Raw genomic sequence first — 15,972 nt, forward strand, 5'->3', positions numbered from 1 at the left:
TCAGTGGCATTCCAATTTAGACTCCCTGATATCGGAGAAGGTATACACGAAGGTGAAATAGTGAAATGGTTTGTAAAACCAGGAGATAAGATTCAAGAGGATGACGTGCTTTGCGAGGTTCAAAACGATAAGGCCGTTGTTGAAATCCCATCACCGGTGGAAGGTACCGTTGAAGAAATCCTTGTTCAAGAAGGAACGGTTGCCGTTGTTGGCGATGTGCTTGTAACATTCGATGCTCCAGGTTATGAAAATCTTCAGTTTAAAGGGGATCATGGAGAAGAAGCGAAGGCAGAAGGCGAGAAGAATACGGAGGCCCAGGTTCAAGCAACTGCTGAAGCTGGACAGGAAGTCAAGAAAGAGGCTGCTCCGGTTCAAGAAAATAGCGGAGTAACGGGCGCGGGAGCACAACCACAGGTTGAGGCAGATCCTTCACGACGTATTATCGCCATGCCTTCTGTCAGGAAATATGCACGCGAACAAGGGGTAAACATTCGTGAGATCTCTGGTTCTGGGGATAACGGCCGCATCATGAAAGAAGACATAGATGCTTTCAAAAACGGCAAAACCGCTCCACAGCAACCAGCAGCTCAAAGTGAAGCTTCACAACAAAATGATACGGAAACAACCGAAAAACAAAAAGTTTCAATTCCAGAAGGGCAATATCCTGAAACTCGCGAGAAAATGAGCGGTATGAGAAAAGCGATCGCAAAAGCAATGGTTAAATCCAAGCAGACAGCTCCGCATGTAACATTAATGGATGAAGTCGATGTGACGCTATTGGTTGCTCACCGTAAGAAATTCAAGGAAATTGCTGCAGAAAAAGGAATCAAGCTTACATTCCTACCTTATGTTGTTAAAGCGTTAACAAGTGCATTACGTGAATTCCCTATGCTAAACACATCATTTGATGATGAAGCTAGTGAGATTATCCATAAACACTATTACAATATCGGAATTGCGGCAGACACAGATAAAGGACTGCTCGTTCCAGTTGTAAAAGATGCAGATCGTAAATCAACTTTTGCTATTTCACAAGAAATTAACGAATTAGCGACGAAAGCCCGTGACGGCAAATTGGCTCCTAACGAAATGAAAGGTGCTTCTTGCTCCATTACGAATATCGGTTCCGCAGGCGGTCAATGGTTCACACCTGTAATCAATCATCCAGAAGTTGCCATTCTAGGGATTGGACGCATTGCCGAAAAAGCAATTGTACGCGACGGGGAAATTATCGCCGCTCCAGTTCTGGCATTATCACTGAGCTTTGATCACCGCATGATTGATGGAGCAACAGCTCAACATGCATTGAATCATATCAAAAAGTTATTGAACGACCCAGAATTATTGTTAATGGAGGCGTAAACAATGGTAGTAGGAGATTTTCCAATCGAAACAGATACTTTAGTGATCGGTTCAGGCCCAGGGGGATATGTTGCCGCAATTCGCGCAGCACAGCTTGGACAGAAAGTAACGGTCGTTGAAAAAGGAACAATCGGCGGAGTTTGTTTGAATGTAGGCTGTATCCCATCGAAAGCTTTAATTTCGGCTGGACACCGTTTCCATGAAGCTCAGCATTCAGAAGATATGGGTATCTTTGCAGAAAAAGTTACGGTTGATTTTTCTAAAGTACAAGCTTGGAAAGGTTCTGTTGTCAAAAAATTAACAGGCGGTGTAAGCAGCCTATTAAAAGGCAATAACGTTGATGTTGTAACTGGCGAAGCTTATTTCGTTGATGAAAACAGCATCCGTGTTATGAATGATGACTCAGCCCAAACATATACATTTAAAAACGCAATCATCGCCACTGGCTCATCGCCAATCGAGATTCCGTCATTTAAATATACGAAACGTGTACTTAATTCCACTGGCGCTCTTGCTTTGGAAGAAGTTCCAAGTTCGATCGTGGTAATCGGCGGAGGTTACATCGGAACTGAGCTTGGCGGAGCATTCGCAAGCTTTGGCACTAAAGTGACCATCCTTGAAGGTACGGAAGAAATCCTTTCTGCAGGCTTTGAAAAACAAATGGCAGCACTTGTTAAGCGTAACCTTAAAAACAAAGGTGCTGAAATTGTCACTAAAGCTAATGCTAAAGGCGTGGAAGAAACTGAAACAGGCGTAACAGTTACTTATGAAGTAAAAGGCGAAGAGAAAAAAGTTGAAGCCGATTACGTTTTAGTAACAGTTGGACGTCGTCCAAATACTGCAGAAATCGGCCTGGAACAAGTCGGTATCAAAATGACTGACCGAGGTTTAATCGAAACGGATAAACAATGCCGTACAAGCGTGAAAAACATTTACGCAATCGGTGATATCGTTTCTGGGCCTCAGTTGGCTCATAAAGCTTCTTATGAAGGTAAAATTGCAGCTGAAGCCATTGCAGGACATTCATCTGAAATCGACTATCTTGCTATTCCGGCTGTTGTATTCTCTGAACCGGAACTTGCTTCTGTCGGTTACAATGAAAAAGAAGCGAAGGAAGCTGGAATCGAAGCGCTTGCTTCTAAATTCCCATTCGCTGCAAATGGACGTGCTCTTTCCTTAAATAATACGGACGGATTTGTGAAGCTTATTACTCGCAAAGAAGACGGATTGGTTATTGGAGCACAAATTGCAGGACCAAACGCTTCTGATATGATTGCAGAACTTGGTTTGGCTATCGAAGCAGGAATGACTGCCGAAGATATAGCAATGACAATCCATGCACATCCAACATTAGGGGAAATCACAATGGAAGCTGCTGAAGTTGCCCTTGGAACTCCTATCCACATCATTAAGTAATTGAGTTATATAAAAGCGTACTGCTAAATGCAGTACGCTTTTTTTTGGCCGGATTAAAAAAATGAAGGATGACTCCCCATTCATGATTTTCTTCACACTAGTTAAATGAAAAGGACAAAAAGGGCATAAGCTATAAAAAGGACTTCTTACTTTTTTCCTTGAAAGGGTTTGAAAAAGTTAATAGAGGATAAAAAATAAGATGAGCGATGTGCTATAGGAATATTTTTTGCCAATAAAAAGATCATGGCTGATATATTCATATTAAAATGAGGTGGATCACTTGAAAAACTATCTGGTAATCCTCTTTCAACTAATCGTTTGGAGCGGGTATACATTAGTTGAATGGCTGTCTGTTAACGATCGATTCGTTTTCAAAGTATTCATGTTTCTGGTCTTTTCTTATTTAGCCATCTACATTGGTAAGATGATTTTAAAATCCAATAGACGAACCATGCTTGTTACCGTGATAAGTCTATTATGTTACGGGATTTTGCAAATCCTTTTGGAAACGCTGGTACCCGTTTATTGAATTTTTAAGTAAGCCGCAATGACACACAATCAACCATGGAGGAATCATGATTAACAAAGTAGTAGCATTATTTACATTTGTATCATTTTTATTGATGGCTTGTAATGATCCGAGTTCCGGTCAAACTGAAAATGAGAATCAAAAAAGTGTTGAAACGACCACAACGATCCAAGATGAAAGCCATCAAGAGAAAGATTTGAAAAAAGAAACGTCAAAAACAATTGGCGAAAGGAATGTAAAGGCAGAATATCGGGTGAATAAAGAGAATTGGTCATTTAAACCGATTGGGGATGCAAAGCCGAAAGTTGTGTTGTTAACATTTGATGATGCACCTGATAAATATTCCCTGGCAATCGCCCAAACCCTGAAGCGACTTAAAGTACCTGCAATATTTTTCGTGAATGGTCACTTTCTTGAAAATGATGAAAATAAAGCGATGCTAAAAGAAATTCATGAAATGGGTTTTTCTATCGGCAATCATACTTATTCCCATGTGAATTTAAAAGAGTTGACCGAAAAGGAACAGGAGCGGGAAATCGTAAAATTGAACAATTTGGTTGAGGGCATTACAGGGGTACGCCCTAAGTACTTCAGGGCGCCATTTGGATCGAATACCGAGCATTCAAAAAAAGTCGCTGAGAAAGAAAAAATGTTGGTCATGAACTGGACATACGGATATGACTGGGAAAAAGAGTATCAGGATAAAAAAGCTTTAACGGAAATCATGTTGAACAGCCCTTATTTAGGAAATGGCGCGAACTTACTGATGCATGACCGGAAATGGACGAGTGAAGCGATAGAGGATATCGTGAAAGGTTTTCAAAAGAAAGATTATGAGATCCTTGATCCAAAATTAATTGAAACGCCTGCATGAGCCAATTTAGGCAATCTGCAGGTTTTTTATTTCCTTGGATAATAATACATCACCCGTTTATTGAAGAGGTGAAGCTGTGCCCGTAATTTCTTTGCAAGGAACTTGCACAATTCATTTGCTTTTCCCTTATCACCGAAAGTGGCTGTTTCAGGGAGGGTGAATTGGATATAGGATTGAATCCGCTCAGATCCATCTTCATCCTTAACGATCTCTTGGTCGACGCCTATCAATATCATGTGATATCGATCTTCTTTGGATTGGAGGTATATGGCCTTATCTTTCATTCTTGCCGGTTCTTTCATTTCATAAGGAAATGCCTTCTTATCATAGTCCCAATCCAGCTGCTTTCCGGTTTTCGCTGTGATCATTCGATAATAGTTCAGCAATTCTTTCACGTCTTCGATGGTTACAGTTCCTTTCGCGGCCTCAGGAACAAGTTTGATATAGGCATTTTCAGTCATGTGGATCCCCCTTAATAGAATGTAAGAATATATTAACATTTTATGGATGTATTATATACATATCTATATGTAAATGAAAAGGCGAAATTCCTTTTTCACCTTGCTATGCTGAAGCAAGGAGTATGATGCATTGAGTCAAGGGCCCTTCGTTTATAAATAAATTCCCGTGTTTTAAAAAAGGCTGTTTTCGCATACTTTGTTGCTATTTACCAAGTAGTGCGGTGTGGTTGATTTCCCCTCCAGATGCTCGCTTTCCGCGGGGCGGGCGGTGAGCCTCCTCGGCGTAAACGCCTGTGGGGTCTCACCTGTCCCGCTGCTCCCGCAGGAGTCTCGCACTTCCGCTCCAATCAACCTTAAATAGTTTCGTTTTAAAAACAACAATCTTTATGAAAAGAGCCTAAAAAAAAGAATCAGTCTAACGAACGATTGGAATGCAGTTCTTTCAAGATGATCGTTCATTAAGTGGGGAAAAGTATATATGTTATACTTTTTAGCTTGAAATAATAAATGTGTTATATTATAATTCATTTAAAGCGGTTACATTATATCAATAATGCATACAATATAGGGGAAGGGGTTGTAAAAATGGGAACTATCGTATGTCAAACTTGCAATAGCACGATTGAACATTTTGAAGATGAGAAAGTAAGTGTACTATATACACATAATCACAACTGCCAAAGCTGTGATACAGCTGCCTCTGAAAAATAAATCGAAAAAGGATTTCAAGATTAATAGAATTTAAGGGTGTTTCAGGATTGTAACCTGGAGCACCCTTTTTATAGAAGTCAGTGCTTAATATTAAAAGGTACAAAAAAACCAGAGCAGTACTCTGCTCTGGTTTGATGGAATCGATCAATTCTTAATAATGCGTAAATATTTTATTTCTGGGTCCTCAGGGCCTTGAACCGGAAGGCCGGCCTCGATGTTTTTCCGGATGTAATTGATATTATCTTCAGTAATCAATTCACCTGGAATGAAAATCGGGATTCCCGGCGGGTAAACCATGATGAATTCAGCGCTGATTTTGCCGACGGATTCCTCAATGGGAACCACTTCGGTTTCTGCATAAAATGCCTCCCTGGGTGATAAAGCCAGTGGTGGTGTATCAGGAAGCAGGACTTCAATTTTTTCATGTTCTGCAGCCATTTCCTTAAACTCATCCGATAAGTCTCTAAGGGCAGCGATCAGCAGATCCGCTTCTGTTTTTGAGTCTCCAGGTGTTATCAGGCAAAGGATGTTGTACAAGTCAGAAAGTTCCACTTCGATATTATGCTTTTCACGAAGCCATTTCTCGACGTCGTATCCGGTAATATTCAATTCCTTAATGGATATGATCAATTTAGTCGGATCATAGCTATATGCTGCCTTACTCTCGAGAATTTCGCTGCCGACACAGTATAGATAAGGAATCTCATTAACGGCCTCACGGATATACCCTGCGAGATTGATCGCTTCATCGACCATTTCCCTGCCTACCGTCGCAAGTTGTCTTCTAGCCGTATCCAGGGAAGCCAGAAGGATATAGGAGGTTGAGGTGGTTGTGAGCATGCTCAATATGGCTTGAACACGATTTGCGGAAACCAATCCAGTCTTAACATTCAATATGGAACTTCCCGTCAGTGAACCTCCCAGTTTATGAACACTCGTTGCAGCCATATCTGCTCCAGCTTGCATGGCTGACATCGGCAAGTCTTCGTGGAAGTGAATATGGACACCATGCGCTTCATCTACGAGTACTGGGATTTGGTGGGAATGAGCCACTTCCACTATTTTCTGCAAATCAGCCGAAATGCCGAAATAAGTGGGGTTGATGACAAGCAATCCTTTTGCATCGCTATGTTCGCTTAAAGTTTTTTCAACGGCCTCGACGGTGATACCGTGTGAGATGCCCAAATCTTTGTCTATTTCAGGATTGATGAAAATGGGAACCGCTCCAGAAAATACAATGGCAGACATTACGGATTTATGTACATTCCTTGGAACGATGATTTTGTCCCCAGGTCCGCATACTGTCATGACCATCGTCATGATTGCTCCGCTTGTTCCTTGAACGGAAAAGAATGTGTGATCTGCCCCAAAAGCTTCAGCGGCAAGATCCTGAGCTTGTTTAATGATCCCTTTTGGCTGATGGAGATCATCGAGTGGAGCGATATTGATTAAATCTATGGATAATGCATTTTCTCCAATGAAATTACGGAAATCAGCGTCCATTCCTTTTCCTTTTTTATGACCTGGAATATGAAATTGAACGGGATTTCTTTTTGCATGCTGCAATAAGGCAGTGTATAAGGGTGTTTCATTCTGTGACAATTCTTTGTGGCCCCTTTTCAATAAAATAGGTACGAAATATTTGGGAGCATTTACTCCCTTTCTATTAACGATCGTATGTTTCTCCGATTCCATTCAAATGGTTTGTAAGCTTGTGGATAGACATAAAACATATGAATTATAGCACGTCTTATAATAAATGCCTAGAGTGACTTTAATGTCCTGACTTAAACAATTTATATATGTCTTTGTTGTTAAGGGGCTCAATAAAATTATCTGCAGTATATAAATGTCCATTTTCCTAGTATTTACTGGATTTACTCAAGAATTCTTCTTTTATTAATATTGTATGTTGAATTTAAAAATTGAACGGGTAAACAATATTTGCCATAATGAAGCTAATGAATTGGATTCAGCTAAATAAACAAACGACCAAAATGAAAAGGGAGATGAGGAGTTTGAAGTGGAAAACGCGTGTGACCGATTTATTAGGCATTCAATACCCAATCGTACAAGGGGGATTGGCCCATTTAGCATATGCAGACCTGGCTGCGGCAGTTTCCAATGCAGGGGGGCTAGGGCAGGTAACGGCCATGTCCTTGGACAACCCGGAGCAACTGGTAGATGAAATTAGAAAAACGAAATCATTGACGGATAAACCGTTTGGTGTGAACTTTGCAATCGGTCAGCATGGAAGGCCTTATGAACACATGCTGGAAGCAGCCTTGAAAGAGGATATTGCAGCTGTTTCCGTAACCGGCGGCAACCCTGGCCCATTCCTTGATTACGTCAATGGCACCCAGGTGAAAAAACTTGTGCTTGTTGCTGCAAGAAGGCAGGCAATGAAGGCTGAACAGCTTGGGGCAGATGCAGTGATGGTGGTTGGTCAGGAGGGAGGAGGACATTTAGGCCGTGATGATATTGGAACTTCTGTGTTAATTCCTCAAGTTGTGGACTCCGTTAAAATTCCAGTCATCGCCTCGGGTGGATTTGGCGATGGACGCGGTTTGATGGCAGCAATGGCACTTGGTGCCGAAGGAATCGAGATGGGGACAAGATTCATAGCAGTCAAGGAGTGTGTTCATGCACATGAATTATATAAAAATACCTTGGTTTCCGGCACGGAAAATGATACCGTTATCATCAAGCGGTCCATTGGTGCACCAGCAAGGGTAATTGCTAACAGCTGGACCGATAAGATCCTTGATATTGAAAAAGAAAACGGCGGATATGAACAATTGAAGGATTACATAAGTGGTAAAGCGAACCAGCGTTATATCCATGACGGTATTGAAGCTGAAGGCTTTGCCTGGGCTGGACAAGTGATGGGGCTGATTCATGATGTACCATCGACTGCTGAACTATTCAGTCGGATTATCGACCAGGCGGAAGCAATTCGTTCAAAATGGGCAGACTGATATAAATGGTCTGCCGGACAACATGAAAAACTATCTAGAAGGAGCGTGTTTAGGGTATGGATTATCAATATCCAATGGATCTTGATTGGTCTACTGACGAAATCGTAGATGTGATTAAATTCTTTGAAGCGGTAGAAAAGGCTTATGAAAATAAAATACAAAAGGAAGAATTCATGAAGGCTTACCGAAGATTCAAGGAAATAGTCCCTGGTAAGGCGGATGAAAAAAAGTATACGGACGAGTTCGAGTCAGTAAGCACCTATTCTGCCTATCTTGTTATAAAGAAGGCAAAAGGAATCGATGACGGAGAATGGATAAAAATGAAAAATTAAAAATATAATTTTTAGAAAACTCCATTGACTTACTGAAAAGATTGTTTTAACATAATAAACAAGAAAAAGATAAAGGCAGTGACGAAGAAGAGTACCTTAATGATGTTCTGCAGAGAGCCAGTGGTTGCTGAAAACTGGTGAACGAATTTAAGCGAATGGACTTCCGAGCCCCAAACCGAAACGGATAACGGAGTAGGCTTTGGCGATTATCTCATCGTTAATGGAGATAGGCATGTTAATGCCGTAAAGTGAGCTAATTTAGCTAATTAAGGTGGTACCACGGGTTCCTCGTCCTTTGGATGAGGGCCCTTTTTGCGTTTTTTTGAAAATGATAATTAAATCTATGAATGAGAGTAGTAATCTTTTTAGATGCGTCACAGAGAGCCGGAATAGGTGGAAACCGGTACGATATAAGAAGATGAATGGACTTATGAGTGGTTTCTTGAAATAAGTAGGGAAACTCGGCTGCCACCGTTAAAGGGTAAACGCAAGAATTTTTCATTCTTGCTTGAGAGGGAAAAATGATGCGTTTTTCCAACTTGAGGTGGCACCGCGGTATACCGTCCTCTGCAGACACATATTTGTGTTTGCAGGGGATTTTTTTATTGAAATTTCAATATATATACCTTTTAGAGAAGCATCAAAAAATATCCAGAGGAATTGAAAACTCCGGCAATTGGCCAAAAGGGTTTTCCTTCGGAGGTTTATAAGAACGCACGCATAAGGATCGGGAGGGAATTGAGATGAATAATTTGGATGAAAAAAAAATACTCCGTTTTAAAATGGACACAATTGAAGGGGATATCCACACACCCATTGCCATATTTCAGAAATTGGATGGTGACCAGAAGTTTTTATTGGAAAGTTCAAATTCGCATCATGACAACGGCCGCTACTCTTATCTAGGTTCAAAACCGTACCTGGAGGTGACATCACTTGCTGATCAAGTATATGTGAAAGACACCGAAACAGGTGACCAAATCGTAAAGAACATCAATATCATCGAGTTTCTAAAAAACGAATTATTAGTGGAAATAGGAGAGGCTCCCATGCATCTTCCTCCTTTTAACGGTGGAGCAATCGGATATATGGGCTATGATATCATTCGTCTATATGAAAATATAGGTACGGTTCCTCCTGATTCTCTGCAAATGCCTGATGCTCATTTTCTTTTTTATAAAGAATTGTATATATTCGATCATGTTCTGCAGAAGATCCATCTTTTGACTGCGGAAGAAGATAGTGAAAAAAGTTTATTGAAGATGAAGGGAAAAATCAATCAGGCAAGCAAGCCGTCAAAGGAAATATCGTCTGAATATTTGGAATTCGATTCGAATTTCAGTCAGGATGAATTCGAGAAAATGGTCCTTGAAGTTAAAGCGGCGATTGTAGCCGGTGAAGTGTTCCAAGTCGTTTTATCACAAAGGTTTAAAGCGGACTTCGATGGGGAGCCTTTCGATGCTTACCGACGTTTGCGATTAGCCAACCCGTCTCCTTATATGTTTTATATAGAATTTGGCGACTATACAATCATTGGGTCGTCTCCAGAAAGTTTAATCAGTGTTTCATCAGGAATGGTTCATGTTAATCCCATCGCCGGCACACGGCCGAGAGGGAAAACGGATGAAGAAGATAAGGGCTTCGAAAAAAGCCTGCTGATGGATGAAAAGGAACTTGCCGAGCATAAGATGCTTGTTGATTTAGGTAGGAATGATCTTGGCAGGGTTTGCGAAATAGGTTCAATCCACCTTACTGAGGAAATGGAAATTCAAAGATATCAGCATGTCATGCATATTGCTTCGAAGGTTAGCGGAAAGCTTAGGGAAGGGTACACGAGTTTAGATGCCCTTACGGTCTGCCTCCCTGCCGGAACAGTTTCAGGTGCTCCTAAAATCAGGGCAATGGAGCTGATCAATGAACTGGAAAATTGTAAACGGGGGATGTATTCGGGCTCGATAGGCTACATAGGTTTTGGAGGGGATCTTGATATGGCTTTAGCCATTCGGACGATGATCATTAAAGATGGCAAGGCCTATGTACAGGCAGGGGCTGGAATTGTATATGATTCAGATCCAAAAACGGAATATGAAGAAACACAAAATAAAGCACGCGCTTTAATGGAGGTTCACACCAAATGATTTTATTAATTGATAACTATGACTCGTTCACTTACAACCTTTATCAATATTTAGGGGAAGTGGAAAAAGAAATCCTAGTAAAAAGGAATGACGAAATCACCCTTGCGGAAATTGAGGAACTGAATCCAATGGCAATCGTCATTTCCCCGGGACCCGGCAGGCCGGAAGATGCTGGTATCAGTATGGAGATCATCCGTAATTTTTATGAGAAGGTTCCGCTTTTAGGCATTTGTCTGGGGCATCAGGCCATTGGTGCAGTTTTTGGTGCGAATGTGGTTGGAGCGAAACAAATCATGCATGGGAAAACATCGGTAATCGAACATGATGGAACAGGTGTATTTGCCAAACAGGACTTGCAATTCCCGGTAATGCGTTACCATTCCCTTGTAGTTGAAAGGGCGAGTTTGCCAGAAGAACTGACTGTGACGGCAGTAGCACTGGATGATGGGGAAATCATGGCCCTGAAACATCAGGAATTCCCGCTCTACGGTTTACAGTTCCACCCTGAATCAATAGGGACGAAAATCGGCAAGGAATTATTACATCAATTTTATGAGATTGCCGGAACCTTTCAATCAGAGAAGCAACAATCCATTTTATAAAACAAAAAACGACTGGGGGAGTTAGCGGTGAAGGAATATTTAGCGAAGTTAGCAGAGCGTCAAACATTGACGGAAGAAGAGATGAGCAGAGCAGCCCAATCGTTATTTTCTAAAGATATCACCGAAAGCGAAATGGCAGCATTCATCATTGCCCTAAAACTCAAAGGGGAAACGGCAGGTGAAATAGCGAGCCTTGTCAGGGTCATGAGAAAAGAAGCAAGAAGTGTACAAACGAGCTCCTTTAATGTAATGGATAATTGCGGAACGGGAGGAGATGGATCACAAAGCTTCAATATAAGTACTGCATCGGCCTTCGTGCTGGCTGGTGCGGGTGTTAAGGTTGCCAAACATGGAAACCGTAGCATTTCAAGCAAAACGGGCAGTGCGGATGTATTGGAAGAGCTAGGTGTTAATTTGTACTTGGAGCCTGACATGTTAAAAGAACTGTTGGAGGAAAATGGGATCGCATTCTTATTTGCCCCATCGGTCCACCCTAATATTGCACGGATAATGAAAGTGAGAAAAGAACTGAAAATCCCGACGATATTTAATCTCATAGGACCTTTGACAAATCCAGTCCAACTCGATACGCAACTAATGGGAATCAATCGACGCGATATGCTCGAGCTTTTTGCGGAAGTCCTGCATAAATTAGGCAGGAAACGCGCGGTCGTGATAAATGGTGCCGGATTCATGGATGAAGCGAGCCTACAGGGTGAAAATTCACTCGTGCTTTTGGAGCAGGGGGATATTATCCCATTTACGCTGCATCCTGAAGAAGTGGATCTGCCGGTTTACGGAAATGATGCCATCCGCGGCGGTGACGCCAAACAAAATGCCGATATCATGATTAGGCTTCTCAAGGGGGAAAAAGGGGCCTATCGTGATACCGTTTTATTGAATGCTGGATTGGGATTATACGCTCATGGAACGGCAGCAACGATCAAAAAAGGTATCTCCATGGCCAAGGAAAGCCTTGATAGCGGTTCGGCTCTTGCAAAGTTAGAAAATCTGATTGCTTTTGGCAATAGAAATAAGGTGGTCATGTAATGGAAAATATTTTAACGAAAATCATCGAGCAGAAAAAGGTGGAAGTCGCAAAATTAAAAGAAAGGGGCTTAGGTGATTCGGTCATGGCAAACATAGTCAGACCATCTTTGGTGGATAATTTGAAAACGGCGAAGTCGATGGCTGTTATCGCGGAAATAAAACGGGCTTCCCCTTCAAAAGGGGACATTAAAATCAATGTTAATCCGATCGAGCAGGCCCTTTCATATGAAAGCGGCGGAGCGGCAGCGATATCCGTATTGACGGATGAGGTTTTCTTTAAAGGATCAATTGCAGATTTGAAAAACGTAAGCGAGGCTATACGGATTCCCAGGCTGTGCAAAGATTTCATCATCGATGAAATCCAAATCGATCGTGCCCATCAAGCTGGTGCAACTATCATTCTATTGATTGTGGCAGCACTTTCTAAAGAACGACTTCATGAATTATATCAATATGCAAAAAAGAAAGGGCTTGAAGTATTGACGGAAGTCCATGATGAAGCAGAACTAAAACAGGCTCTCGAGCTGAATGCAGAGCTTATAGGGATTAACAATCGGAATTTAAAGACCTTCAAAGTGGATTTGGCTGTAACGGAACGACTGGCGAAATTACTTGATCCAACACGCCATATCATTATCAGTGAAAGTGGGATCAAGACAAAAGAAGACGTGATGCGTGTGAAGGAAGCTGGTGCAAAAGCGATTTTAGTCGGGGAGACACTGATGACTGCATCAAATCTTCCACACACGATGGCCGAACTGCAAATGAGTATATAAGGAGATTAATATGTTAGTGAAAATCTGTGGGATAAAGACATTGGCAGCCGCTCAGACTGCTGTTGAATCAGGGGCAGACTTCATTGGTTTCATCTTTGCCGAGAGCAGCAGGAAGGTTGAGCCGGAGATAGTGGGAGAATTCGGAGCAAATCTAGCTGGACATGTTAAAAAAGTCGGAGTGTTTGCCAATCAAACTGAACAAGAAGTGATAAAAAGTGCTGAAATTGCAGGATTGGATTATATTCAGCTTCATGGTAACGAGTCTGCCAGCTTCGCCCGCAGAATGCCCTTACCGGTGATCAAGGCCTTTGCGGTCCATACAGAGAAAGACCTTGAAAACCTTCATGAATACCCAGCAGATTATCTATTAGTTGATCTTCCTAAGAGTTCATCTGGAAAGGGATTGACATTGGATTGGGAAATGATCCGAAAAGCGGAACTGCCACTGGGGAAGGTGATTCTAGCGGGTGGGCTGACTCCGGAAAATGTCGGAAAAGCGATTGTTGCCGTTTCACCGTTCGCAGTTGACGTAGCCAGTGGTGTTGAAACAAACGGATTAAAAGATGCTGCAAAAATAAAAGCATTTATTAATGAGGCAAAATATACAGCCGGAAAAGAGGAATGAATAGATGAACACTTATACACAGCCTGATAAAACTGGACATTTTGGAGCATATGGAGGCCGTTTCGTTCCGGAAACTTTAATGGCGGCGATTACGGAGCTTGAAGAAGTATATGAACAATCTAAAAATGATCCTGAATTCCAAAGTCAGCTAAGCTATTACCTGAAACAATATATCGGTCGGGAAACACCACTTTATTTTGCGGAGAACTTAACGAAACTGGCTGGTGGTGCAAATATTTACCTGAAGCGCGAAGACTTGAATCATACCGGGGCCCACAAAATAAATAATACGATCGGTCAGGCTTTGCTGACTCAGAAAATGGGCAAGAAAAAGGTGATTGCCGAAACGGGTGCAGGACAGCATGGGGTAGCAACGGCGACTGTGTGTGCATTGCTGAAGCTGGAATGCATCATCTTTATGGGAGAAGAAGATATCAGGAGACAGAAATTAAATGTATTCAGAATGGAGCTTTTGGGAGCCAAGGTCATATCTGTATCACAAGGAAGCGGGACACTGAAGGATGCAGTGAATGAGGCGTTACGATATTGGGTGGCGAATGTGGATGACACCCATTATATAATGGGATCGGTTCTTGGACCGCATCCATTCCCCGTTATAGTTCGTGATTTTCAAAGCGTGATAGGCATTGAAACAAAGCGTCAATATTCGGATGAGGTTCATTCCCTACCTGATGCAGTAGTCGCTTGCATTGGCGGAGGAAGTAATGCAATGGGAATGTTTTATCCCTTCATTGAGGATGAAACGGTAAAATTATACGGAGTGGAAGCGGCAGGGCATGGACTTGAAACGCCATTGCATGCATCAAGTTTGACGAAGGGGAAACCTGGGGTGCTCCACGGGGCATTCATGTACGTATTGCAGAACGAGGACGGTCAGATCCAGGAGGCACATTCAATTTCAGCAGGGTTGGATTATCCAGGGGTAGGACCTGAACATAGTTACTTAAAAGATACAAATCGGGTGGAATATACTTCGGTAACCGATACTGAAGCATTGGAAGCTCTAGCGTTGCTTTCAAGGGAGGAAGGGATCATCCCTGCTTTAGAAAGTTCACATGCGATTTCCTATGGTTTAAAGCTTGCAAAAGAAATGGAGAAAGGAACAGGACTGGTGATTTGCCTGTCCGGCCGTGGTGATAAGGATGTTGAAACGGTCCAATCGTTGATGGGGGGTAGTGAACATGAATAAATTAACAAACGCGCTTCAAGAATGTCAAACAAAACAGGAAAAAGCATTCATCCCATATATTATGGCAGGCGATGGAGGTCTTGAACGGTTAAAGAGCCAACTTCTTTTCCTTGAAAACAGCGGAGCGACTGCCGTTGAACTAGGTATCCCATTCTCTGACCCCGTCGCAGATGGACCGGTTATCCAACAAGCCGGCATCCGTTCTTTGGAAAATGGAACAACTTTAAAAGATGTCCTGAAAAAAGTAATGGGAATCAAAAACGATGTGAACATCCCAATTATTTTAATGGGATATACGAATTCAATCCTGGCATATGGACTTAAAGAGTTTACGAATGACTGTCTACAAGCAGGGATTTCCGGGTGCATCATCCCCGATTTACCAATTGAAGAAGAAGCCATCTTTTCATCAATCAAAACTGCAGGAATCGTTCTTATCCGACTTGTGACACTCACGTCATCGAAAGAGCGTATCACTGAGATTACCGCAGGGGCTGAGGGCTTTATCTACGCAGTTACAGTCAAAGGCATTACAGGTGCCCGTGACGCCTTCGGGGAAGAACTTGGAGGCTATCTAAAGAAGGTAAAAGAGATAAGCCCGGTTCCCGTTCTTGCTGGGTTCGGCATATCGACGCCAGATCATGTCCGTGATGCAATACAATACTGCGATGGTGTCATAGTCGGCAGCAAGATCATCGATTGCTTCGAGACAGGTAAGGAAGATCAAATTAGTGACTTGATACAAGCAAGTAAAGGGGTAGTGCAAAAATAGTAATGGAGAGACTCCCGGGCTGCCCTCAGTTTGTAGGCAAAAGGAGTTTAAAACAAAGTTGATTGGGGAAGTTCGAGATTCCCGCAGGCGCAAGAGCGCCAAGGGCGGACCGCCCGCGGAAAGCAAGTGTCTGTAG

16 protein-coding genes and 2 other annotated features are annotated in these 15,972 nt (G+C 42.2%); of the genes, 14 read left to right on the top strand and 2 right to left on the bottom strand.

Annotated features, from left to right (window positions below; genetic code table 11):
- Positions 1-3 precede the first annotated feature (3 nt).
- The 4 genes from OSJ91_RS08380 (at position 4) to OSJ91_RS08395 (ending at position 4,181) form a co-directional block, all read left to right on the top strand.
- The gene (locus tag OSJ91_RS08380; RefSeq protein ID WP_101224535.1) at positions 4-1,362 is read left to right on the top strand and encodes a dihydrolipoamide acetyltransferase family protein; all 1,359 of its coding nucleotides are present in this window, start codon (positions 4-6) and stop codon (positions 1,360-1,362) included.
- A 3-nt stretch (positions 1,363-1,365) separates the two neighbouring features.
- Positions 1,366-2,778 (top strand): dihydrolipoyl dehydrogenase, encoded by a 1,413-nt coding sequence (gene lpdA / locus OSJ91_RS08385; protein ID WP_133348424.1) that lies wholly within the window; start codon positions 1,366-1,368, stop codon positions 2,776-2,778.
- Between the two features lie 271 nt (positions 2,779-3,049).
- A complete protein-coding gene (locus OSJ91_RS08390; protein ID WP_306804763.1) occupies positions 3,050-3,307 on the top strand; it encodes a hypothetical protein in 258 nt (85 codons plus the stop codon).
- Positions 3,308-3,353: 46 nt separating this feature from the next.
- Positions 3,354-4,181, top strand: a complete 828-nt coding sequence (locus OSJ91_RS08395) for a polysaccharide deacetylase family protein (protein WP_485891373.1) — start codon at positions 3,354-3,356, stop codon at positions 4,179-4,181.
- A gap of 26 nt (positions 4,182-4,207) precedes the next feature.
- On the opposite strand, the gene OSJ91_RS08400 is transcribed toward OSJ91_RS08395, so the two are convergent.
- Positions 4,208-4,642, bottom strand: coding sequence for a DUF1885 family protein (locus OSJ91_RS08400; protein WP_350301911.1), 435 nt, complete (start codon positions 4,640-4,642; stop codon positions 4,208-4,210).
- A gap of 585 nt (positions 4,643-5,227) precedes the next feature.
- On the opposite strand from OSJ91_RS08400, the gene OSJ91_RS08405 reads away from it, so the two are divergent.
- Positions 5,228-5,353 carry a GapA-binding peptide SR1P gene (locus tag OSJ91_RS08405; protein WP_072272684.1) on the top strand — a complete coding sequence of 42 codons (126 nt, stop codon included), beginning with the start codon at positions 5,228-5,230 and terminating at the stop codon, positions 5,351-5,353.
- Between the two features lie 144 nt (positions 5,354-5,497).
- Here the strand turns inward: OSJ91_RS08405 and OSJ91_RS08410 are convergent, their stop codons facing one another.
- Positions 5,498-6,955, bottom strand: a complete 1,458-nt coding sequence (locus tag OSJ91_RS08410; protein WP_350301912.1) for an aminotransferase class I/II-fold pyridoxal phosphate-dependent enzyme — start codon at positions 6,953-6,955, stop codon at positions 5,498-5,500.
- 416 nt (positions 6,956-7,371) lie between these two features.
- Between OSJ91_RS08410 and OSJ91_RS08415 the strand changes: the two genes are divergently transcribed.
- From OSJ91_RS08415 to trpA, 9 genes are all read left to right on the top strand, one after another.
- Positions 7,372-8,331, top strand: coding sequence for an NAD(P)H-dependent flavin oxidoreductase (locus OSJ91_RS08415; protein ID WP_485891374.1), 960 nt, complete (start codon positions 7,372-7,374; stop codon positions 8,329-8,331).
- Positions 8,332-8,387: 56 nt separating this feature from the next.
- On the top strand, positions 8,388-8,663 hold the full coding sequence (locus OSJ91_RS08420) for a UPF0223 family protein (RefSeq protein WP_063596342.1): 276 nt from the start codon (positions 8,388-8,390) through the stop codon (positions 8,661-8,663).
- A 69-nt stretch (positions 8,664-8,732) separates the two neighbouring features.
- Positions 8,733-8,962: a binding site (T-box leader), on the top strand.
- A 35-nt stretch (positions 8,963-8,997) separates the two neighbouring features.
- Positions 8,998-9,234 (top strand) — a binding site (T-box leader).
- A 172-nt stretch (positions 9,235-9,406) separates the two neighbouring features.
- Positions 9,407-10,801 carry an anthranilate synthase component I gene (trpE, locus tag OSJ91_RS08425; RefSeq protein WP_350301914.1) on the top strand — a complete coding sequence of 465 codons (1,395 nt, stop codon included), beginning with the start codon at positions 9,407-9,409 and terminating at the stop codon, positions 10,799-10,801.
- Positions 10,798-11,403 carry an anthranilate synthase component II gene (locus tag OSJ91_RS08430; protein WP_350301915.1) on the top strand — a complete coding sequence of 202 codons (606 nt, stop codon included), beginning with the start codon at positions 10,798-10,800 and terminating at the stop codon, positions 11,401-11,403. Before trpE ends, OSJ91_RS08430 begins: the two co-directional genes overlap by 4 nt.
- Before the next feature lie 27 nt (positions 11,404-11,430).
- Positions 11,431-12,453 (top strand): anthranilate phosphoribosyltransferase, encoded by a 1,023-nt coding sequence (gene trpD / locus OSJ91_RS08435; protein ID WP_350301916.1) that lies wholly within the window; start codon positions 11,431-11,433, stop codon positions 12,451-12,453.
- Positions 12,453-13,229 carry an indole-3-glycerol phosphate synthase TrpC gene (gene trpC, locus OSJ91_RS08440; protein WP_350301917.1) on the top strand — a complete coding sequence of 259 codons (777 nt, stop codon included), beginning with the start codon at positions 12,453-12,455 and terminating at the stop codon, positions 13,227-13,229. Before trpD ends, trpC begins: the two co-directional genes overlap by 1 nt.
- Positions 13,230-13,239: 10 nt before the next feature.
- Entirely contained in the window at positions 13,240-13,854 is a 615-nt protein-coding gene (locus tag OSJ91_RS08445) for a phosphoribosylanthranilate isomerase (protein ID WP_350301918.1), read from the top strand.
- Positions 13,855-13,858: 4 nt separating this feature from the next.
- The gene (gene trpB, locus OSJ91_RS08450) at positions 13,859-15,064 is read left to right on the top strand and encodes a tryptophan synthase subunit beta (protein ID WP_350301919.1); all 1,206 of its coding nucleotides are present in this window, start codon (positions 13,859-13,861) and stop codon (positions 15,062-15,064) included.
- Positions 15,057-15,836: a tryptophan synthase subunit alpha gene (gene trpA, locus OSJ91_RS08455; RefSeq protein ID WP_485891375.1), complete on the top strand. Its 780-nt coding sequence runs from the start codon at positions 15,057-15,059 to the stop codon at positions 15,834-15,836. The genes trpB and trpA overlap by 8 nt, the downstream gene beginning before the upstream one ends.
- Positions 15,837-15,972: the final 136 nt, after the last annotated feature.

Source organism: Bacillus sp. T-10(2022) (genome assembly GCF_056502895.1).